Raw genomic sequence first — 22,590 nt, 5'->3', positions numbered from 1 at the left:
TTAGGAAAAAGCAAACTGAAAGATCTTTATTTTTTCATAATTGATAGGCATACTACAATAAAAATCAATTATCAACAATGATGCTAAGCAGCATCACAAACTAACTTATATCATGTAGCACACATATTTTATTTTAATCTGAACCCTTACCCCCTACCATTTTAAACCTTAACCTAATCCTATTATGAAAACCATTTATTATTTGTTCTTTCTAGTCGTTCTTATTACGTCCAGAAATGTATTTAGTCAGGACCTATGCGCACCAATAGGGTGGGCAACACAAGGTATTACATTAACCGGAGGAGGAAATGCCTCACCTGTAGTTGTAGATACCTATGATGAATTAAAAAATGCCCTCAAATCATCTTCAGTAAAAGTAGTCCATGTATCAGGCATCATAAATATCCCATCAGGTGGCCGAATATATTTTCAAGATCAGTCTGACAAAACAATTTTCGGGTTACCCGGCTCCAAGTTAGTTTCATCAGATAAAACATCGAGCGGATCCGGAACCCTGATTGTTAAAAGATGTAAAAACATAATCATCAGAAACATGACCTTCGAAGGCCCGGGGGCTTATGATGTAGATGGATATGATAATTTACTGATTTCCGATTGCGCCAATGTATGGGTAGATCATTGTGAATTTTATGATGGACTGGACGGAAACTTCGACATTAACAATGGAGCAGACCTAATTTCTGTTACCTGGTGCAAATTTGGTTATAAGAAAGCACCACAAGGTGGCGGGTCAGGGGGCTCCAATGACCACCGGTTTACTAATCTTATCGGCTCGGGTGATGGTGTAACCGGGGACAGAGGTAAACTCCGTGTAACTTTTAAAAACTGCTGGTGGGCTCCCGGCTGTAAAGCACGAATGCCCAGGGTACGGTTCGGAAAGGTGCATATTGTGAATAATTATTTCAACAGCACCGCCTCAACTTATTGTATACAAGCTGGCTTTGAGTCCAATCTGCTGATCGAAGGCAATGTCTTTGAAAATGTAAAAAATCCAATTGACCTGATGAACAATACTTTCACCGCTGTTACCGAGAGAAATAATCGATTTACAGGCTCCACATCAGGGAGTAAATCGGGAAGTGGCTCGGCATTTACACCTCCTTATCAATATAATGTAGCCAACCCCAATAACATTGTTACCCCCATTACCTCATGTGCAGGAGCTACTCTGTCCGGGCCTGGAGGATGCTCATCGTGCGGTGAAACTAATTGTACACCTACGGCCATTACACCCTATGTGCAGATCAACGGAGGAAGCTGGAGCAAAACGACCACAGCTACAGTTGATGCAGGAAGCACAGTAAAATTTGGTCCTCAGCCTACCAGCGGTGGATCATGGAACTGGAGCGGCCCTAATGGTTTCTCAGCAACCACTCGTGAAGTGACTCTTAGTAACACCCAGTCAAGTGGTGCCGGAAACTATGTGGCCACCTACACCAATAGCGGTGGCTGCCAAAGCACTCAGACTTTTAAAGTAACTATCAACTGTTCATCAACCGCCATCACTCCTTATGTACAGATCAACGGTGGAAGCTGGAGTCAATCAACCTCAGCAACCGTTGATGTAGGTGGCAGCATTAAATTCGGACCGCAGCCCATCAGCAGTGGATGGTCTTGGAGTGGTCCCAACGGCTTCTCGGCATCGACTCGTGAAGTAACCCTTGGTAATATTCAGACCAGTGCTGCCGGAAATTATATAGCCACATTCACCAATAGCAGTGGTTGTAAAAGCTCTCAAACCTTCTCTGTAACCGTCAACGCTGCTAACCCGGCCTCTCTCGTGAAACATGGCTCCGGCTCATCATCACAAACAGTAAGTTTAGGGCAAAGTATCAACGGCTTTTATTACAACTGGTATTATGCTACTACCGTTCAGGTTACCGGTGTCCCTCAAGGCATTAATGTGGCCATTAATAACACTGATCAAATAGTTTCATTTAGCGGAGCACCTACACAAACAGGTACATTTAAGTATACCATAACCACAGTAGGTGGTTCACCTAATGCTTCTAAGAGTGCAACGTTTACGGTAAATACCACTTCTTCTGTTGCCAAAAGTAACTCCACCGACGAAGGTGTCAATGTACCAGAGGTTTTCCCAAACCCTTTTGAGCTGGTTACAACTTTCAGGTTCAAGGTGGTACAAAAAGGAAAGGTCTCCATTGATATCTATAGTACTTCCGGAACTCATATTGCCGAAGTGGTCAATGATACTTTTGAAGCTGGCTTCCATCAAGTGGCCTTTAAAAGAGGCGTGCTTAAATCAGGAATCTATATTTATGTTTTGGAGTCTGCCCAAGGCACATTACGTAAAAGGCTGATTATAGAATAGGTAAGAATTTCCTTCAACTATGAAAGAGGTTGTCTAACAGGGCTTTAGACAACCTCTCTTTTATTTATTCTATCCCTTGATTTCGCTGCTTCGGAAAAATAAAGGATATAGCCCCTCTGTAGCCCCATAGTCAAAGTCTCAAGACAATTTTCAAGGCTGGATTTTCTTTAAATTTCCTTTGCTCCTCCTCGGGTACTGAACCATGGTCTTTTTGAGATTCAATTTTTAACTAGTCTTTTCCACTTCTATGGCCTGATCAATTGGTCTGACAGTGTATACTCTCCGGGTTTGACCAATAACCCATGACTATTTGGCTTTGCAATCTGGCTCACCTCTCAATGGACGGCTCCAGCATCCATCCATGAGGCATCATCCATCTTAGAGTTCCTTTCATGCATTGATCTTAATATTAAACGGACTTAAAGATCGTTTAGCCCTTTTCCTTCAAAAATATGAGGCAGGCATTTTTCTATTCTTGAAACCCTGGTCTTGGATTGTTTCGGTTGCGAAAAATGAAGCAAATAGCCTCTTTGTCTTCCGGGTGTAAGTGCCTCAAAAGCATCCTTCAGGCCTGTTTTTTCATCCAAAGCCTTTTGAAATTCTTCTGGCATATTGAACTCTGAAGTCTTTTTCATTTCCACTTTCAAACCAGCCTTTTCCACTTCTATAGCCTCATAGATATAGGCTTTCAATATGGGCTCCATCTCAATGATCTGCTCTACACTTGTAAACCTGATTTGACGTGCTGATTGTACATTTTCGGTTTGCCGGATCAATATATTTTCCGAATCATTCAGCAATACCCCTTTGTGAAACAGCAGGGCGCAGTACTCTTTAAAGCCGTGAATTAAAACTACATTGCTCATTTTATGCGTATAGCATGGCACCCCCCACTTTAATTCCTCGGTAAGTCCGCAATCCAGAACAATCCTCCTCAACTTCTTATACTCTTTTTGCCAATCAGTATCTTTATTAAAGAACCAGTCCACTTTAGAATTCATGTAATTTAGTGTTTAGAGATTAGTAATGATTGATAAGGAAAGGGTCAGTGAACTTCCTTATATACCGTCATTCACTAAACCTGCCTTAAGATGACTAAAGTTTGCACTCATTTCAAGAGTATGTACTTTTTGCTTTCAATTGCCAATGTGTTTTTTAATTTAACGACTATTACACGTCTGTTTTTATTACCTAATTACCACAAACTTCCTGTCGGCCGGCCTGAAGTACCACGATATAATGGTTAGGGTCAACAACAGCAACGAAGGGGATATGTCACTAATTGTATCCATGGCTATATATGAATACGCAGCCCCTGACATAGAAAAGAAGAAACCTGCATAAGCCCACTCTGGGGAGATTACATGCCTAAACCGGACATTTACTATCAGAAAAGGACATTTTTAAACTATTAAAATGTAAGCTGTTTACTTTTAATTGCTTACATTTTACTTTTATAGGATGGCTAAAAGGTTTAATGAATTAAGCTGCTATTATTCTTACACTTAATTCTAACAACAACACCATTCTGCATTTAAGTCTTACTGACTTTTTAGAAATGAGAAGCGTTTTCTTTTGATTATTTTAAATGCAAAGGTGTTTGGGTAAAATTGTTTAGCAAAAAAAGATAATGTATTTCAGTGATTTGCTATAAGTATAGTCTTGATAATTATTTGAATCATTTAAAACCTTAATGTAATGTTATCACAACTTGTCTATGTAAGTAACCGTAATCGTAATTGTACCGAGGAGGAGATTACAAAAATATTGACTTCATGTAAAAGAAATAATCCTCCTCTTCAAATAACAGGTGTCCTTCTTTACTCTGATACTAAATTTATTCAAATGGTAGAAGGGGAATCTAAGGTCATTACCCAATTATATGATAAAATAAAATTGGATGTTCGTCACAGTAATGTTAGGATGATTTCCTATGGTCCCATTAAGGAAAAGTCCTTTCCTAGCTGGCATATGGGGTCACGAAAAATTGTAGGTAGCCTGGTGGATTTTAAAACCGAAATATCAAAATCAGATCAAGAGGTCTTCAATAAAATTCTCAATGGGCAAGAAGAGAATGGAGTAAAAGTGCTGGGACTACTCAAAAAATTTTTCTAAGTCAACGAAGGTTAAAATTAGAAACCAAGCATGCTTGCCCTAAGTTGAGCCCTTATTTGTCCTCCAAGTATTCTTTACCTAATGGGCTTTGAAATAATTTCCTGATTTTGCTCATTCTGTAATGGTCACCTTCGTGTTTCTTGATTTTGCGACTGCTCTCAATAACAGTACCTATAAGGGCAATAAGCAGACATGCTATAGCTATACCAACCGACTTAAAAATGGTTATGCGTTCACTATCTAGTTTTGCCTGCTTCACCTCACTGTGATAGGATTCTACTTCTTTATCAAGTAAAATTTGCAACTGATTATAGTGGAGATCTTTAATAAAACTCTCCTTTAATGTTTGTTGTCGCTGACGTATATCATTTATCCTAAACACATCCTGAATATTTAAACGTACATTATTAGCAGCCAGTGCACGTTGAGATTTAGAAAGGAGATCCAGGGTATTATCAAGGTACTCATTAAAAGCCGTTTCATCGGCCTCATTTATAGCCTTTTCAAACATCTTTACGGCCTTTTCATGATGGCCTTGTAGCTGATATAATTCACCCTCAATATTATAGCTTTGAATTTTAGATGATATGTCTAATGTAATTATATTTTCGATTTCATTACCTTTCTTTATCCAGTATTCAGCTTCGCCATAACGAGCTAAATACATGTAGGCATTAGCCAAATTATCAAAAAGTGTAGATTTTAGATGATTTGAGATACCCGTATAGGCCAAGGCTTTTTCATAATTACTTATGGCTAATTCATAATCTTTTTCAAAATAATGAATATTACCTTTTTTGTTGAATAGATAGGCTAACATTCCCACATCAGTAGGGGTTGTTTTATTTGTCGCATCAATTGCCCTGTTCAAATATTCTGAAGAAGTGACATAGTCATTTTCTTTTGAATAGCAGGTAGCTACATTTGAATAGGCGACGGATAAATATTTAAAATCCTTATTTTGCGCATAAATGTTAGCGGCTTTCTTAAAGTATTGTAGCGCGTACGTATAACCTTCCACATTGAGAAAGAGCATTCCAATATTGTTTGTAGCATCTGCCATTCGGGCTATATCACCAGAGCTTTCGAAAAGATCTGCGGCACGTAAATAAGAATTAATTGCTTTTTTGTACTCTCCTTTTTGCTGCTGAAGCAAGCCTAAGGCATGCCTGCTTCTGGCTTCATATTTCAGATTTTGTATTTGACTGGCTAGTGAAAGGGCTTTGCTGGCATACTCTTCCGCTTGGCTTACATTTTTGGAACGGTACTCTTTATAGAGTTGGTAGTAAACTTCCACGCGTTTTTCATTGCCCAAGTCATCAGTTAGCATGGCCTCAAGGGAAACGGCACCTTCAGGTAAAGGCTCAGGGGTTATTTCTTCCGTATTAGAGCATGAACCAAAAAAGAACAAGAATAAAAAAAATAATGAATATCTTCGCAGGCATAGGTCTAGGGAAATCATAGCACAGTCTAATTTTGAGTAGAATCAAGATACAGGATTAATCATTTTTTTATCGCTTAAATTAAATCGATAACATACATACGCAAGCTGTAAATTAAAAATGAATGAGGTGTTTATTGTTCAACTACCCTTTAATCGCGCCTAATGACTTGGCCTTCTTCTCCTCTGGGATCAGTTTCTAACTTCTCATTTTTATCAATAATTTCATAGTAAGGGTCATTGCATGCAGTTAAAATCAGGGCTAAAAATAGTGTAGCAGCAAATAAAATGGTTTTGAGGGTTTTCATAATTATAACAGTTTTGTTAGTAATGTTAATACTGCTATACGGCAAGAGTAATCACACATGTCAATACATCTCTTTAAAATGCACTTTATTTGCACTCTAAATAATGGCCTATTGATACAAGCTAACCAAAATAGGTAACATTTACCCCAAAATAGCACATCCTTACTTGTCCTAAATTGACCTCTTGAAGCCTTACCTATTTTGCCTCACTGGTTCAGTTTCATTATCTTAGTTTTCCGTCAGAAAATGTACATTTCTATTATCTTTCTATTCGCCCCTATAATGGATCAAATGGAATGTACAGTAGTCGAACTTTACATATACTTTAATTCAATATCATGAGGCACTTTTTAGCATGCTTTTTTCTAATGGGGGCAACCAACCTGTTTTCACAAGAGGTAAACCCTAACCCCTGGGTGATGAGCCAGGATACAACAGCCCGGGTGACCTACCGAAACCCCATTATTCCAGGGTTCTATTCTGACCCGAGTGTTTGCAGGGTTGGGGACGATTACTACCTGATCACAAGTACTTTTGAATTTTTTCCGGGAGTACCGGTTTTTCATAGCAAAGACCTGGTCAACTGGGAGCAGATAGGCCATTGCATACACAGAAAAGAACAAATTCCTAAAGACCTGAACATATTCGCTGCCACGCTGAGGTATCATGAGGGCACGTTTTACATGATCACCACTAATGTGGCCAGCAAGGGTAATTTTTTTGTGACCGCTACTGACCCTGCAGGCCCCTGGTCAAACCCGAAATGGATTGATGTAGGCGGGATTGACCCAGACCTCTTTTTTGATGATGACGGCCGTGCCTACGTGATCTCCTCCACCTTTGAGCTGACGGAGATCGACCTGGAAACGGGTAGTTTAAAAGGTGAAAAACGCAAGGTTTGGAATGGCAACGGCGGCAGATATCCCGAAGCTCCCCACATTTATAAGAAAGACGGCTTCTATTACCTCATGGCTGCTGAAGGTGGAACTGAAGAGGCTCACTCCGTAACTATAGCCAGAAGCAACACGATCTGGGGACCTTATATCAACAACCCGGCTAATCCTATTGTAACTCACACTACGGTAGCCGGTATGGGCAAACCCATACAGGGCGTAGGGCACGGTGACCTTGTACAAGCTCACGACGACAGCTGGTGGATGGTTCTGCATGGCTATCGCAGTGTGGCGGACTATCCTCCCCACCATACTCTGGGTAGGGAAACCTGCCTCGTACCGGTAAGCTGGCCCGAGGGCAGTTGGCCAGTAGTTAACAAAAACGGATCAGTCTCCGTTGATATGACGCAACCTACACTTCCTCAGCAAGCATTTGCACCTAAACCTGCACGTGACCTGTTCAATCAAGACAAATTGGGACTGGAATGGAACTACATCCAGCCTCCTCATGAAAAAAACTTTGACCTTGATGCTGATAAGGGGAAACTCTCGCTGAAAGGATCGAAATTAAGAATAGGAGATAAAGGCAACCCGACATTTGTGGGGAGGCGACTGACTGATATAAAGTTCTCTGCTACTACAAGGCTTCAGTTTGATCCAAAAAATGATAATGAGGAAGCAGGGATGACCTTAGTAAATAATGGTTCGCACTTTGATCTCATGGTAGCAACCCAAAAGGGGCAAAAATACCTGGTAGTAAAGCTGCAATTTGGCCAGACCATCTACCGGTCGGAGGTTAACCTGAAACCCGGCCCTGTAGACTTGAGAATAGAAGGAACAGGCCCTGAATTCATATTTTCGTACGCGCAAAACGGTGAAGGTTTCAAAATCATAGAAAGAGCAGACGCGCGTTTTTTAAGCACAGAGACCGTTGGTTGGTTTACCGGTGTGTATGTAGGGCTGTATGCTACAGGAAATGGCTCCGCAGCAAAAGCAGCAGCATATTACGATTGGTTTGAATACATGCGTAAATAACAGGATTGATCAAAAAAAGACATTGTGGGGTACCATTCAGGTTCATTGATCCTTTTCAGGATAACCCCTAAGTTCTTCACCCCACAGGTCTTTTAAACTGTTCTAATGACTTGAAAATTTATTTTTCAAAGTGCTTATCTGGAACAGTTTCAACCCTAATAACCTCCGGGTTGAAGTTTTAAACAGCCATAAAGAATTGTTCTCATAAACCGATACCTGGCGCGCAGAAGTTTGATACCTCGTTGCGGAAAGCCAAACACTTATTAATTCAATGAGAAGATGTGATGCATCGGAAAACTGTTAATTCCCATACAGTTCAAAACAACAATCATCATCAATGTACACTTGCATCATAATTATTTTATCAACCCCTAATTAATTTTAATAAACAAAAATTAATGGGTAAATATGAATGCAGCACACTGGCATTTGTTGTTGAATCACCTACCAATTGTTGGGACTGTCATTGGAACGCTCATACTCATTTCTGGGTATTTGATTAAAAACAATGATACAATCAAGCAAACGGCCTTGGGGGTTTTGTTTTTTTCTTCTCTTACGGTCATACCGACATATTTTACCGGAGAGGGGGCAGAAGAAATCGTAGAAGAAATACCTGGCGTAACAGAAGGTATAATTGAGGTACACGAGGGCTTTGGCAAAATATTTCTACTTATAGTCCTGATATTAGGTGCTTTATCTTTAGCAACCCTGCTATCTGCTTTGTTCAAAGCAAAAATGGTATCGCTTCTTTACATTATGGTTCTAATTCTGTCTGTCGGAACCTGCATACTTGCAAAACAAGTGGGCACTAGTGGCGGGGAGATCCGTCATACGGAAATTCGCAGCGGAAATATTGACTATAGGCATGTTGATGAGGACGATGACTAGAATTCAAGTCCTGATTACTGGGCAAAAAAAGGGAGAGTATTATAATAACCTCTTAAAAAAGTAGAGGCCCTTGCAAATAATTGCTCAGGCCCCTCACTTACACTACCCTTATCTTAAGACTTAGTCGTTGTCAATTTCATCATCACCATCTTTATCTTCACCAGCATCAAAAGCATTGTCTATGCTGGACTCGATCAAATCTGCAATTCCTGAATTCGAGCTGCCGTTTAATCTGATAACTCCATCACCATCAGCAACCGCCTGGCTAAGGTCCATGCTATTGAAGAATGCATCAAGATCAAACTGCACAATCATTTGGTGAACAGAACCACCATCAAGTAAGAAACCGTTTTCGTTTTCAATTTCCAGTTCGAACTCCTCAGTACTTGAGAATTCAACATTCAAGGTGTCTCCATTTCCAGTAGGGTATCGGAAAGCAATGAAGATACTGTTACCACCTTCCAAAACAGGTCCCATTTCTACCTCAATTTCTTCGTAAAGACCTGGGGCTACATCTGCAATTCCGAAATCAGGAGTGACCGTTCCTGAAAGAAGATCAACTGTAAAATTGCCCTCATACTCAACTTCATCATTTTCATCTTCTCCATCACCTTCTTCACCATCCAGGTCATCAGCTTCCTGCTCTGCTTCATTTTCTTCCAAAGTCTCAAATTCAAGTTCGGTAACCCCTATCAGTACCTCATCGAATATGAGTCCGGTACCCATCATTCTACCAGAGGTAGATATTGTAGACAGGCTGGTGGCAGCTTTCATCTCCAATTGCACGCGTGATAGAGATGGTTCGTCATTATCATTATTACAGCTCGATAAAAATGCTACAAAGGCCATCAAGAGCATAGAAATTGTAATCTTTTTTGATTGTTTCATTTGTACAGTTTATTTAAGTTTTAATTTAATTTTTAGTTTTTATTTTAATGTTTAGTTAGCCCGCATATAGGTTTCCACTTTGACGCATGAATCTGAGTCTTCCGCAAATGTCAGAATAAGGCTAGAACCTGAGAGGGCAAAAGTAGCTACGTCACTATCCGGCGTAGTTCCTGACAGCTTGGTAAATGTGATTTGATTTCCATTCGTTGAATATGTACCACTTTCAGTTGTTGTAACACCGTTATCAATCTCGATAACACTAAAAGTACCATCTCCACTTATCGTTAGTGTTTCACAATCTGTAGCTGTGCAACCTTTGGCCTCTGTGCCATTGTTTGCCACATCAATACAACCAGTTACACTCTCTTCTGTAAGGGTATATGTGCCCGCCAGTGCCAGGTTGTCTCCATCATCATCAGAACATGCTGCCAGCATCGTCAAGGATCCTAAAAAAATGAACAGCGGATAAATCAATTTTGTAATAGTTCTCATAATTGTATTATTTAATTAAAAAATATCTACACCCTCTGCAGGGTCATTTTTGCGGTTACACCATCATTTGGTTCTACACTTTCCAGCTCGATTTGCGTGTCAGAATACTGAACTACTTTCCAGCTGTTACCAACCTCATCTAACAGGGGCAGTCCATCAAAGTCGAGTTCGATTTGCAACATGCCAGAATCTCCACTGGCTTCCCAGCTTCCTTCATAGGTGGTGGAACCATCAGTTAATGTAGCCGATCCGTCTGCCTGAAGTATAAACTGAAAGCCTTCAAATGCAGACGTTTGATCTGTGGTAGTGAAAAAATAGGTGACTTCCCATGTAGAGCCGGATAGTACGGCTAATAGACCTGAATCATCTACATCGTCATCATTATAGTCGTTGTCATCGTCTTCATCACAGTCGTCAATGGAACTCTCAATGATACTTTCCAGCGTTTCGTTGTCAAAAGCCTGGACTTCTTCACCAGTTGACAGAATAAGCGTGACGGGAAAGTTGAAACCGACGTAGTCACTGTCTTCCAACTGCTCAACAAACACTTCGAATTCTTCGTCATCATTGATGGTTATAACATCCGATTTTTGATTATCGGAGTCGTACAGTGCCAGTTCCAGAGGGTATTTAAAGTCTATGCATTCTATATCGTCATCTTCCAGCCCTTCTTCGCATTGGTCTACAAGGGCTTCAAAATCATCTTCATTGGTAATAGTAACCTGGGTATGGTCTGCTAATGTGACCGTAACAGGGAAAATAATATCAACATCATCTTCATCACTCTCACTTTCATCAAATATTTTCTCTATTTGGTAGTAGTCCTGCTCAGATTCAATTACGATTTCAACGCCATTTGCAACTACTGTTACCGGTAAAACAATGGAAATACAGCTTGCTTCATCAACGATATTATCATAAGACCCATCTCTGAGTGCTACCCTACGGATTAGGTCTGACACCGCTGAGCTACCATTAAAGGCCTCCTTAGTTGGGGGAGGTGTAATTTCTTCTACTTCTTCCTGGCAGCCATTGGCAACAAGTAATATTAATAGTAGAAGTAAATAAAGCGACATTGAAAGGAATCTTAATTTCATTGGTCTGATATTTTTATTAAACAGCTCCTTACTTTTTTGAATGCTTTTCCAAGCCATTCATACCTAGAACCGATTGCCCTCAAAAATTCCTACCTACTTTTTAAATTTTATTTTTACTTTTATTCCAAACCACTGCTACTAATGGGAGAAAATGTTTGTGAAGAAGGTGTATTTAATAAGCTTTTTAATAAGCTGTCCAGGGAATTGTATCAGTTTTTATATTATAAATATGGTGCTGATAACAATCCGCATGATATGGTACAGGATGCCTTTATCAAGCTTTGGAATAACTGTAAAAAGGTATCGCCGGAAAAGGCGAAATCATTTCTTTATACGGTTGCCAGTAATCAGGTGCTGAATGAGCTTTCTAAGAAAAAGACTGTATTGAAGTATCGACAGGAAAATGAGCTAAAAAGCTATACACCCGAGTCGCCTGAGTATATCATGGAAGGAAATGAATATATGGATAAGCTTCAGCAGGCACTGGAAAGTTTAACAGAAGCGCAGCGTGTCGCGTTCTTACTGAACAGAGTGGAAGGTAAGAAGCACCAGGAAATCGCGGATATGCTGGGGATCTCGCGAAAGGCCGTAGAGAAGAGAATATATACGGCACTGGCTATCCTCAGAGAGAAAGTTGAGGGTATTTGAATTTTTTTTTGAATAGCAAGTAGGAGATTTGACCTTCTATCTGTTACAATAATGTTGAGCATAAATAATGGAAAAAGAAGAATACATAAAAAAGTGGATAGAGGGCACACTGACGCAAGAGGAAAAAGTGGCTTTTGAAAAAACAGAGGACTACCATGCTCTGGAAAAGCTCTCCAATGCATTACAAGCATTTAAGGCCCCTGAATATAATCCTCAACAGGAGCTGGAAAAACTCCATGCAAATAAAAAGCGTGCGCAAGGTAAAACAGTCCACGTTAACTGGTTTAATTCTCTGATGAAAATTGCCGCGACACTTGTGGTCATGGCAGGCGTGTATTTCTATTTCTTTTATTCAGCAGAAGTCACTATCGAAACTTCATTCGCAGATAGAAAAGAGGTGGTACTTCCTGATTCATCCATTGTGATACTCAATGCACTTTCAAGCATTTCTTATAGCCAGGGAAATTGGGAGCAGGATCGTGAAGTTGAACTCCATGGTGAAGGCTTTTTTAAAGTAAAAAAAGGTTCCAGATTTAGTGTGGAAACATCATCTGGTACGGTTACCGTTCTGGGTACCCAGTTTAATGTAAAAGATCGTGAAAACTTTTTTGAAGTGGTGTGCTTTGAAGGTTTGGTGCAGGTATCTGCCAGTGACCATGAGGCGAAACTGTCGCAAAAGCATATGTTCAGATTAGTAGACGGTCAGCTTTTTCAGGAAGCTAATATCCTTGCTGCTTCACCAGCCTGGATTGGAAATGAAAGTGCTTTTGAAAGTGTACCTTTCATTCAAGTGGTTGACGAATTTGAAAGACAATATGGTGTAACAGTAGTTACTGAAGGCATAGCCTTGGGGCAGACTTTTACGGGCAAGTTTACTCATGGTGACCTTACGTTGGCCCTGAAATCTATCGCCTACCCCTTAAATCTGGAGTACGAAATACTAGACAATCAAAAAATAATTTTGAAAAGTAACGGTGAATAAAGGCTTTACCCTTGTTTTGTTGCTGGTGTTTTCGCTGAGCAGTTACGCCCAGGAGCAAAAAGTACCACTCCATAGCATACTAGACAAGCTGGAACAACAGTATCAGGTCACCTTCACCTATGTAGACAAAAACATTGAAGGTGTTTTTGTTGTCCATCCCCCAAAAGATTCATCACTTGAATCGGCTCTTCAGTTTTTAGAACAACAAACCGGTCTGATATTTCGGCAACTCAATAACCGTTTTATTACAATAAGCCGGGCAAAAGCAGAAGAAAATAATATCTGTGCCATATTAGTCGATGTAGCGACCGGAGAGGTAGTAGCCGGTGCTACTATACAAGCCGGAAACAGCTTCGCAGTAAGTGATGAAGCCGGTAAGTTTACTTTTCAAAATCTATCCTCACAAGATACTGCCTTAATAAGGCACCTGGGTTATGTTCCTGTTAATGTTCCTGTCCGTATCTTATCAGCCACCCCTTGTACCAAACTGTATTTAAAACAGGAAGTAACTACACTGAATGAAATAGTGGTAAGTAATTACATTACCGAGGGAATAACCAAGCAAGTAGATGGCTCCTTCACTATCCATACCGAAAACCTGGGAATATTGCCCGGCCTTACAGAACCCGATGTGCTACAGACACTACAGGCGCTGCCCGGTATTCATAGTATCAATGAGACAGTTTCCGATATCAACGTAAGAGGCGGTACTAATGACCAGAACCTGGTGCTCTGGAATGGTATCAGAATATATCAACCCGGACATTTTTTTGGTTTGATATCCGTATTTAACCCTTACCTGGTCAAAGAAGCTAACCTGATTAAAAATGGAACCAGTGCCGCTTTGGGAGAAAGTGTCTCCAGCACCATAGATATTCATACGGACAATGACGTAGCGGAAGAGTTTACAGGAGGTGTGGGCGTTAACCTGATCAATGCAGATGCCTTTGTAAAAGTGCCTTTATCTGATAAAACTTCCATTGAAGTAGGGGGCCGAAGATCCATCGCTGATGTGGTAAAAACATCTACTTACCGGCAATATTTCGAGCGTACTTTTAGTAATACGGAAGTTATTAATGCATCAAACGATAAGGTTTTTGGGTCCAATGAAGCCTTCTATTTTTATGATGCCAGTCTGAAGGTTACTTCAGAGATCACGAAAAAAGATAAGCTCCGTTTTAATTTCCTGGGCATCAACAATAAAATAACCTATGAGGAAAGTGCCATCATGGATGGTCAGACGGAGTTTAAGACCAGTAGTCTCAGGCAAAGAAGCATGGCTTCAAATGTGGTGTACGAACGTTTATGGAGCAAAAAAGTAAAAACCTCAGCTCAGGCATATCTCTCGTCTTATGGCCTGAAAGCTATAAATTTTGATGTGTTAAACGCCCAGCGCCTGATCCAGGAAAATGAGATATTGGACATCGGTTTTAAGCTGGACTCAAGGGTATCTCTCTCCAAAAACATGGATATTCTTACCGGTTATCAGCTTTCGGAGATTGGGGTGGGAAACCTGGAAGACATTAATAAGCCAATATTCCGAAGGTATATAAAAGAAGTAGTGCAAACCCATTCCCTTTTTGCGGAAGCTACTTTTAGTTCCAACTCAGGAAATACCAACCTGAGAAGCGGGCTGCGTACCAACTATTTTAAGAAGTTTGATAAAGTAAGGCTGGAGCCTCGCTTAGCCTTTAGTCAGAAAATTTTACCTTACCTTTCTGTGGAGGTACTGGGGGAGCTAAAAAGCCAGGTTACCACACAGATCATTGATTTGCAGACTGATTTTTTAGGTGTTGAAAAGAGAAGGTGGATACTGGTCAATGACAATGACGTCCCTTTGATCAGAAGTAAGCAGATATCCCTCGGCTTGCAGTATAACCGGCCGAGGTTTTTGGTAAGTGTTGACGGCTACTATAAAAAGGTTGATGGCATTATATCTTCCAGCCAGGGTTTTCAGAACCAATACCAGTTTGTCAGGTCAATTGGAACGTATGATGCCATAGGTTTTGACTTTATTATGAATAAGAAATTTAAGAGGCTAAGTATGTGGCTAAGTTATTCATACGCGCGAAACACTTTTAGTTTTAAAAACTTTAGCCCGCCTGAATTCCCCAATAATTTGGATATCAGGCATTCCACCACATTGGGTTCCACTTACCAGACCAGGCGCTTTCAATTTTCTGTAGGGGCCAATGCTCACACAGGTAAACCATTCACAAAGCCTCAGGTACCCGAACAAATTAAAGATAACCAGGTGATTTACGACTCACCTAATAGCTACCGACTTGATGATTATGTTCGTATAGACTGTTCAGCACGGTATAATTTTAAGGTTGGTAAGGAAATCGAAGCCCAGGCAGGTGGTGGCGTTTGGAACATCCTGGATAGAAAAAATATTGTAAACACATACTTTCAGGTTGGAGACAGTGGATCCATAAGGGAGGTAGATCAAAAGTCGCTGGGGATTACCCCAAATGTCTTCGTTAGAATCAGTTTTTAATGCTCTTAAAAAAGCTAATCTCCTTCAGTAACTGGCTTTTCCTGGTGACGCAGCGCCTCTGCAAGTCTGCGAGAGACTCTTCTGGGAAGTGATGACACATGGATCTTTCAAAGTGGCACTAATTGAACCGTTATCACTGGCACAAATCGAACCGTTTTAGCTTCTTGTGACTGGCACAGTTTGAACCGAAATCACTGGCACTAACACACCGAAATGGGTGGCACTAGTCGAACCGAATTAGCCACTCAAACAAAAAAGCAGCCTGTCCACTTCGCCATCGCTCAGTTTCTCAGACTGCTTTTTGTAACTTATAGCGTTCCTCAATTCCAGTGTTTTTACAGTATACTGAGAGAGGGCTGCTTTAGCCGAGGTGGATTAACGTTACAATACTTCCAAATAAAATGACGAAAAGTCCAATGGCATCGTATTATCCGGATCAAGTACAAGCGCGACCGATATCGGTTGGCCAGTGCCAGCATCGATATTATCTACTGTAATGTTTGTAGGGTTATGCGAGTCAATCATAATCCCTGATTTTGCCAAATGCCAGGCATCGTTATAAAAGGCATAGATGCTAAATTGTTGCATTTTGCCATCGTTGACTACGTCTTTTGCTAAATTGACATAAAGACCTAAACTGTTTCCTGGTCTTAGAAAATTCATGTAAGCATATCCACCGGTGCCAACGCGTAGCGATTTTTGGGTGGGATATGGGTCACTTTGTAATTTTCTATAAGCATATATGGTGGCATTGTCCAGATACCAAGGCACAACGTCTTTTTGAGGGAAAGGGGTTTTATCGTCATCAAGCCATAATACATCTCCCATAACCCAGGGCTTTGGCGCCAAAAAGGATCCGTTAAAATAAGTGCATTCAAAAAATTCTAAATATAATTGATCTGTTATCTCACGGGCATCCTTCGATCCTCTAATTTCACCATTAGGAGCGGGTAGATCAACTAAGGTTGTTTTAGGCTCTTCTACAAATTGATCTTCACAACTTGTGAGAAAGAAAGCAGCCACTATGGCACAAATTCTAAATAGGTTTCTTACATTTTTCATCTTATAACTGTTTGATACTGGTTTTAAAAATTTGTTAGGTCAAGTATAAGACGACTTTGAAATTTAAGTGAGAGCAATTGTATGTAAGTGCCATTTCAATTGACGAAAGCGATATACCAATTGATAGTGTGTTACAACAGATATTTTTTCTGTCAGTTTATTTTTAGTTGTATACTTGAAGTGCGAAACCCAAATGGTCAAGTTGCCTGTCTTAAAGGCGAAAATCATCCTAATCCTTCAATGGATTTTTAAGCCCTTAAATTCTTCAGAAGTTGAATTCATGCACAACATCAAGTTTTAGGGAATTGATGAGCTAACTGATTCCTTAAAAATGGTTCATGACTTTGCGCTGTATCATACAGACTTGTGTTTTGATTGTATTGTGAGCTTTTATCTATTTTGAGTTTGTTTTTCTCAGTGTGATTCCTATTTACCAAGAGCATAAATATTCGTTTAATAGAAAAAAAAACTATATTTACCCGCCCCTAAATTTAACGCAGTCTCCCCATATTTAATATTGATTAAAAAGCAACTGAATGGTTATGCAACTGAATAGTTATGAGTGAGCATCATCAACAGCAACAGTCTTCATTATCAGCGCCTGGTCATAAATCTGATAATTTACAGAAGAATAACTTGTTTCGAGATTCGCGGTCCACTAGCATAGTAGGTACAGCAGATTTTGTTCCTAGGGCTTCATCAAATACTTCTTCCAATTCCGTAGGAAGGGCTTCTTTAAATGATATAATCCAGATGATGCGGATAGATTATTCTAACGCAACGGATCATATGACTGATGGAAGTTTAGAGCTAAAAGCCTCGGAAAAAAATCCAGACAAAGAAGATATTAAAAGTGAGCAGGAACCTAGAAAATTAACATCTTCGGAACTTAAAACGCTTCTCTCAAAGGATAGGCCAATTAAAAAAATAAAGCTTTTAATAGCACTAGGAAAACAACACATTGTACTTAACGGGAGTGATGTTGTTGCCTTAATTGAGAGTGATTCAGATCTTAAAAATAAGTTTGCAAATCAAAAAACAGAGTTTGAGAAAATAGATCAAATTGAGATAATTGATTCAAAACTTACTGTCAGTTTAAAGGAAGATAAGATACGATTGGATTTGGGGAAACATGGAGTAAAACTTCAAAATAATGCTCAGATTGATTTTTCTGAATTAAAATCTGGGACAAAAATTTTGAAAGATAGAAAAAACAAGGATAAAGTGACTGACATAGCTGGTTCTATTAAATTTAAAGGGGTGGTATTAAAATTGTTTAATACATTAGGAGTGACGCCAGAAAACATAACTTTTAAGAACAAAGAGACCACCAATTTTAAGGATGACGGGTCTGGAACTTTTGACACCTATGACTTACAAGCTGATATTGAAGTAGCAGAAAGATTAATTCCCAATCAAAATGACCAATTTATAGATTATCAAAATATATCAAAGAAAGAATGAGCAAACTCATTATCAACTTCCTTTTTGCTACTTTATACGCGGGCATGGGCGCAAGTATTCATGCTCAAACCTTATCACAAGAAACTTTTTTTGAGTCCTCTGTCATTACAGATTTTCAAGTTGGGGGTGATAACTTATATTTTGCTGAAATTAACTACCAGTTTTCTGATAAGATTAATATTAAAAAACTCCCTAACACTTGCATAATGAGTATAGATTCTATGCTTGTGAGGGATATGGGATATAATAATGAGACAAATTCCATGGGTTTGTTGTTCAAGGATTATAATAATCAGTTCTATCTATACAATGAGGGGGTTGGTAAATTACCCTTAGAACAACAAATCCTTGACTATGGTGTTTTCAATACCCTGAGCTATTCAAATTATAAAGGGAAAGATATAATTTTTGGGTATCTCAATGAAACATTGTACTGGTATTCAGATGATAAGGTAGAAAGCTTAACTCTGGGAGAGGAAATCAAAGGAGCCACCGTTGTAGGTGGGGTTTTCTTCCTTTGCTCATTTGATGGTAAAAACCTAAATATTTATAGCCTTCGAAGAAATGATTTACAAAAACGCAAACTGCATTCTGTTAAAATGGACAACAACATTGATGAGTGGTCATTCTTCAGCAATGGAACACAGTCTGTATTGTGGTACCAACATGAGCAAATGATCACCAAACTATTTATTTTCGATAATGAAGAGCAAAAAAATATAGATATAGAAGGACACGTACACCATATAGCACTTCTAAATGATAGATACTACTTCAATATCAGCTATTTTACTTCAAGAGATCCTTTTTGGCAAATAGGTAAATCAGATTCAGTAAAAAGCTCTCATATCTGCAATATTTTTAGTGCAGATTTAAACTCTATGGTAGGTGACAGTAAGTGGACCTTGCCCAGAAAGTGAGTATATATAGACTGTATTGACTGACCATACGTTTATCACTGGAGACTTAATTTATTATAAAAACAGAAAATAATCCTTAAATCCCTGTACCAACCCATTCTTTAAACACAAGTCTAAAACAGACTTGTGCTAGGCACGTACTACGATTAACATTTTCTTCCCTCAGTTTACTTTTAGTTGTATATTTGAAGTGCGAAACCCATTTAAGATTTTTAACGATTATGACGTCAATCCCCAATTTACGGATCAGACAGAAGATTTTGGAGAAGCATACGGGTGCAAGTCCCGAAGACCGTTCAAGGCGTCGCTTTGATGGGTTTCGCAGTGACTTCTCCTATTTTATTTTCAATTTAATCCATTTACACTATGCGAAACCCAAATGGTCAAGTTGCCTGTCTTAAAGGCGAAAATCACCCTAATCCTTCAATGGATTTTAAGCCCTTAAATTCTTCAGAGGTTGAATTTATGCACAAAATCAAGTTTCAGGGAATTGATGAGTTAATTGATTCTTTAAAAATGGTTCATGACTTTGCGCTGTATCATACAGACTTATCTCTTGATACCACCGAAAAGATGGCTCTTTTTAATCTTAAGATTTTGTGGGAAAGTCTTGAGAAATTAGTGAAGTGTTGAATTTTATGGAGCTGCCGGGGAGGCAGCTCTTGTTATGTTATTTTGGTATTGAAGTACTTACTTGCCAAGTTTCAATCTCAAATTGCCATGTCTCAGACTCTCTTTTTCATTGTTCTAACACAAGTCTAAAACAGACTGGAGCTAGGGGTGTGCCTGCGCGACACGGATTTTGAAAAGAAATCCGCAAGTGGACTATACGCTTGAGCATATGATGAAAGCAGTGACATTACGATTGAATTAAGTTGTCTAAAATATAGTTAATATTTACTGCTATGGCTCATATGTTATGTTAACATGATTATCATATTAATTCCATGTTTTTTGCTTGAGGCCCTCTATCAGATTCATACACGTCAAATGAGAAACTTTTTGCATATGGGGTCAGTCCATCAAAAGCTTTCATAACTTCAGTATAATGAATGAAGACATCATCATCTGTACCATCAATCCTTATAAACCCAAAACCTCTTGTGCTGTTATAATATGTAACTTTTCCGAATTTTCTGTTTTCTGTTACGGTTGGTATCAGCTCTTCGGTGAAGGCTCTCATTGAATGCGCTTGTCTTTTCAATAAGTCAGTGTTATCCAGCGTGGATTTAAGCTTGGATTCAAGCAATTTAAAATTTTTTAACGCAGTTTCCCTGTTCCATAAAATATCACAAATTTTTAAACAATAATTTTCGAGTTTACTATTTGAGGCTACATTGATAGGGGTTTTTTCCCCAGCTACATGAATCCGTAGCATTAATAATAAATGAAATTTAAACTTTTTAGTGCTTGAACTAAGATTTCCATCCCTGTAAAACTCTTCAATAACACTTAAAGCAAGACCACTTGTATAATAGGGATAAAGTGAATGATTCTCTAGAAATAGTCTATTGTTGTAGGCCTTCAATAACTCTCCAAAATACCTATGAGTACTTTGGGGTTCATTTAAAAACATTGCAACGTAGGAAGAAATTTGCGTAGAAAGACTTATCACCTTTTCTTGCCTGGCCTTTGCACCTGAATATTGTTTTGATCTCCTTTCATAAAACAATCTTTTGGCTTCATCTTTTGAAAATGAATCATAAAATTCCTCTAAACGTTTATGAAAGGGTTTTAAAATCTCGAATGCTTCATTTTTAACTTCTGTTTGACTGTTAGTAGCTTTTATTATATCATTAATTGTATCGTCATCATCTGTAACTATCAGTTTCAAGGGAAGTTTTACATTAGAGTCTACTAAATCTTTCAGGTGATGTAATACATGAGAGGTTTGACAGCCATTTACAATTTGGAAGTCTGAAATTTTAAATGAACTCCCTACTTTATTCAAAGATTTGGCAACAATTGTAATCCCATTGTTCAATAAGACAAACTTATCCTTCGACTGAGTATTGTTGATTGTTTCTCTAATGCCACTATTGACTTTATTAAATCCTTGAAAGTCTCTAACGTTATCGTAAAAGATTGTTTTTATGATCTCACCATCTTCATCTGTCGTGATTTTTATTAACTCACCTGCAGGAAGAATACCCAAATATGATTCCGACACTTTGTCAATCATTGGAAGAATAGTATGTTTTTCAAAAGAAATTTCTCGGGTGATTTTATTCTTTATCTCTCTGTAAAGTGACTTTATTTTATCTGCATCTATAGGAATAAACTTGACATCACAGAAAAGGTCAGTACTCATCAAATCATTAATCCCAGTTTTGACTGTTGTTAATAGGTTCTGATCTCCTATCCATTTTCCTGTGGTTATGTAATACAGTTTTATGGTAGGACTTTTTTCCATTTTGATGCTGTTTTTGTAGATATAGTTTTTTAAATCTCTAAGGTTCAATAACTCATCTTCAAAACATAAATTTCCATCTTTAAAAAACTCACGAACAGATGTGATAAAATTCGATATACCCGATAGTTCAAAACTTGAAGTTGTCTTTGACTGGACGAAATTGAAATCTACCTCTAATAAATCGTTCTCCTGAATGAAGTAATCCACTTCTTCAATTGAAGTAATTAAATGATTATTGGTCATTACTGCTAATCCGTCAATTCCTGGGTTTTTTGCTCCTCCAACATTAATCTTGTCAATCGAGGATTTATCAGGATACAGTTTAGAGACTATCAGGTAATTAGAAAAATGCTCGAAAAGTTTATTCCTGTCTTTTTCTTTGTAATTGAAGTCACTTTCAAAGTCTTCAACAAAGCTTTCAATTATTCTGTCCATGTGCTGAGATAATTCATACTAACATATGTGTAAAGTGCAGAGCACATTACTTGCAATACATCCAAAAACGTTAAAAACACTGATAATTAATAAGATATTTGTATTACTTATAAACAACTACCATCAGGTCTAGCATACCCTGAACATATATATATGATCCACCAACACCAATAACCTGAACTTTCCCAACATCAGTAATTCGCATACATACCAAATCTAAAAGTAGTTGAGCCTGGTATTGATGTCAATACCCAACCTTGGGTATTTTTCAGGGAAATTCAAGTTTTTTTTAGGTATACAGATGGCGCAGAGTCCCCTGCGAGGTCTGCGAGAGACTCTGCTGGGACGGGAAGGGAGAGTCTCCGCGGGGAAGGAGGTAAGATAAACAGCAGGTAGTAAGTGCTTGAAAGTTCAGGGGTCTCCTGGTGGTGGGCAGATCCCCTCCCCTCTGTCCTGCGGACATCTCCCTCAAGGGAGAATTTTAGGATGTCGGCAATTAGTTGATTCTGCAATTTCATTTGAGGTTCGCTCATCGGCAATAGTGTTGAAGCTCCTGCTTTTAATAGAAAGGTTGATCAAAGCTAAAATAGCACCTGCGTTATTCAGCTAAGGCCATTTGTATAAGTCCTTCTCCTTTTAGGATGGGGTTTAGG

18 protein-coding genes are annotated in these 22,590 nt (G+C 38.9%); 10 read left to right on the top strand and 8 right to left on the bottom strand.

Annotated elements, in window-relative coordinates:
• Positions 1-184: 184 nt before the first annotated feature.
• Entirely contained in the window at positions 185-2,353 is a 2,169-nt protein-coding gene (locus JMN32_RS15375) for a pectate lyase family protein (RefSeq protein WP_202857239.1), read from the top strand.
• A 419-nt stretch (positions 2,354-2,772) separates the two neighbouring features.
• On the opposite strand, the gene JMN32_RS15370 is transcribed toward JMN32_RS15375, so the two are convergent.
• Positions 2,773-3,354: a YdeI/OmpD-associated family protein gene (locus tag JMN32_RS15370; protein WP_202857238.1), complete on the bottom strand. Its 582-nt coding sequence runs from the start codon at positions 3,352-3,354 to the stop codon at positions 2,773-2,775.
• A gap of 697 nt (positions 3,355-4,051) precedes the next feature.
• Here JMN32_RS15370 and JMN32_RS15365 point away from each other — a divergent pair.
• The gene (locus JMN32_RS15365; RefSeq protein ID WP_202857237.1) at positions 4,052-4,468 is read left to right on the top strand and encodes a BLUF domain-containing protein; all 417 of its coding nucleotides are present in this window, start codon (positions 4,052-4,054) and stop codon (positions 4,466-4,468) included.
• A 52-nt stretch (positions 4,469-4,520) separates the two neighbouring features.
• Here JMN32_RS15365 and JMN32_RS15360 read toward each other — a convergent pair whose 3' ends face one another.
• Together JMN32_RS15360 and JMN32_RS15355 are read right to left on the bottom strand one after the other, a co-directional pair.
• Positions 4,521-5,930 carry a tetratricopeptide repeat protein gene (locus tag JMN32_RS15360; protein WP_202857236.1) on the bottom strand — a complete coding sequence of 470 codons (1,410 nt, stop codon included), beginning with the start codon at positions 5,928-5,930 and terminating at the stop codon, positions 4,521-4,523.
• A 131-nt stretch (positions 5,931-6,061) separates the two neighbouring features.
• On the bottom strand, positions 6,062-6,217 hold the full coding sequence (locus JMN32_RS15355) for a hypothetical protein (RefSeq protein ID WP_202857235.1): 156 nt from the start codon (positions 6,215-6,217) through the stop codon (positions 6,062-6,064).
• Positions 6,218-6,555: 338 nt separating this feature from the next.
• On the opposite strand from JMN32_RS15355, the gene JMN32_RS15350 reads away from it, so the two are divergent.
• Both JMN32_RS15350 and JMN32_RS15345 read left to right on the top strand, forming a co-directional pair.
• Positions 6,556-8,145 (top strand): glycoside hydrolase family 43 protein, encoded by a 1,590-nt coding sequence (locus tag JMN32_RS15350; protein WP_202857234.1) that lies wholly within the window; start codon positions 6,556-6,558, stop codon positions 8,143-8,145.
• A gap of 408 nt (positions 8,146-8,553) precedes the next feature.
• Positions 8,554-9,036 (top strand): hypothetical protein, encoded by a 483-nt coding sequence (locus JMN32_RS15345; protein ID WP_202857233.1) that lies wholly within the window; start codon positions 8,554-8,556, stop codon positions 9,034-9,036.
• Positions 9,037-9,156: 120 nt separating this feature from the next.
• Here the strand turns inward: JMN32_RS15345 and JMN32_RS15340 are convergent, their stop codons facing one another.
• Genes JMN32_RS15340 through JMN32_RS15330 form a run of 3 tightly spaced genes read right to left on the bottom strand, consistent with a single transcriptional unit; the run spans position 9,157 to position 11,513 of the window.
• Complete coding sequence (locus tag JMN32_RS15340) at positions 9,157-9,924, bottom strand: DUF4382 domain-containing protein (protein WP_202857232.1); 768 nt, start codon at positions 9,922-9,924, stop codon at positions 9,157-9,159.
• Between the two features lie 51 nt (positions 9,925-9,975).
• Positions 9,976-10,416, bottom strand: a complete 441-nt coding sequence (locus JMN32_RS15335; RefSeq protein WP_202857231.1) for a lipocalin family protein — start codon at positions 10,414-10,416, stop codon at positions 9,976-9,978.
• Positions 10,417-10,442: 26 nt separating this feature from the next.
• Positions 10,443-11,513 carry a hypothetical protein gene (locus JMN32_RS15330; RefSeq protein WP_202857230.1) on the bottom strand — a complete coding sequence of 357 codons (1,071 nt, stop codon included), beginning with the start codon at positions 11,511-11,513 and terminating at the stop codon, positions 10,443-10,445.
• Positions 11,514-11,654: 141 nt separating this feature from the next.
• Here JMN32_RS15330 and JMN32_RS15325 point away from each other — a divergent pair, with 141 nt between their 5' ends.
• The 3 genes from JMN32_RS15325 (at position 11,655) to JMN32_RS15315 (ending at position 15,643) form a co-directional block, all read left to right on the top strand.
• On the top strand, positions 11,655-12,161 hold the full coding sequence (locus JMN32_RS15325) for an RNA polymerase sigma factor (RefSeq protein WP_202857229.1): 507 nt from the start codon (positions 11,655-11,657) through the stop codon (positions 12,159-12,161).
• A gap of 67 nt (positions 12,162-12,228) precedes the next feature.
• Positions 12,229-13,143: a FecR family protein gene (locus tag JMN32_RS15320; RefSeq protein ID WP_202857228.1), complete on the top strand. Its 915-nt coding sequence runs from the start codon at positions 12,229-12,231 to the stop codon at positions 13,141-13,143.
• Positions 13,136-15,643, top strand: coding sequence for a TonB-dependent receptor (locus JMN32_RS15315; RefSeq protein ID WP_202857227.1), 2,508 nt, complete (start codon positions 13,136-13,138; stop codon positions 15,641-15,643). Before JMN32_RS15320 ends, JMN32_RS15315 begins: the two co-directional genes overlap by 8 nt.
• A gap of 381 nt (positions 15,644-16,024) precedes the next feature.
• On the opposite strand, the gene JMN32_RS15310 is transcribed toward JMN32_RS15315, so the two are convergent.
• A complete protein-coding gene (locus JMN32_RS15310) occupies positions 16,025-16,705 on the bottom strand; it encodes a hypothetical protein (protein ID WP_202857226.1) in 681 nt (226 codons plus the stop codon).
• Between the two features lie 558 nt (positions 16,706-17,263).
• Here JMN32_RS15310 and JMN32_RS15305 point away from each other — a divergent pair.
• The 3 genes from JMN32_RS15305 to JMN32_RS15295 all read left to right on the top strand — a co-directional run bounded on the left by JMN32_RS15305 (position 17,264) and on the right by JMN32_RS15295 (position 19,722).
• Complete coding sequence (locus JMN32_RS15305) at positions 17,264-18,169, top strand: hypothetical protein (RefSeq protein WP_202857225.1); 906 nt, start codon at positions 17,264-17,266, stop codon at positions 18,167-18,169.
• Complete coding sequence (locus tag JMN32_RS15300; RefSeq protein WP_202857224.1) at positions 18,166-19,089, top strand: hypothetical protein; 924 nt, start codon at positions 18,166-18,168, stop codon at positions 19,087-19,089. The genes JMN32_RS15305 and JMN32_RS15300 overlap by 4 nt, the downstream gene beginning before the upstream one ends.
• 366 nt (positions 19,090-19,455) lie before the next feature.
• The gene (locus JMN32_RS15295) at positions 19,456-19,722 is read left to right on the top strand and encodes a hypothetical protein (protein WP_202857223.1); all 267 of its coding nucleotides are present in this window, start codon (positions 19,456-19,458) and stop codon (positions 19,720-19,722) included.
• Between the two features lie 301 nt (positions 19,723-20,023).
• Here the strand turns inward: JMN32_RS15295 and JMN32_RS15290 are convergent, their stop codons facing one another.
• The gene (locus JMN32_RS15290; protein ID WP_202857222.1) at positions 20,024-21,937 is read right to left on the bottom strand and encodes an AIPR family protein; all 1,914 of its coding nucleotides are present in this window, start codon (positions 21,935-21,937) and stop codon (positions 20,024-20,026) included.
• Positions 21,938-22,590 lie beyond the last annotated feature (653 nt).

This window comes from Fulvivirga marina, assembly GCF_016775155.1.
In the GTDB taxonomy this organism is placed as follows: Bacteria; Bacteroidota; Bacteroidia; order Cytophagales; family Cyclobacteriaceae; genus Fulvivirga; species Fulvivirga marina.
The sequence above is the reverse complement of the archived record's forward strand: the minus strand, read 5'-3'. Positions and strand labels throughout refer to the sequence as shown.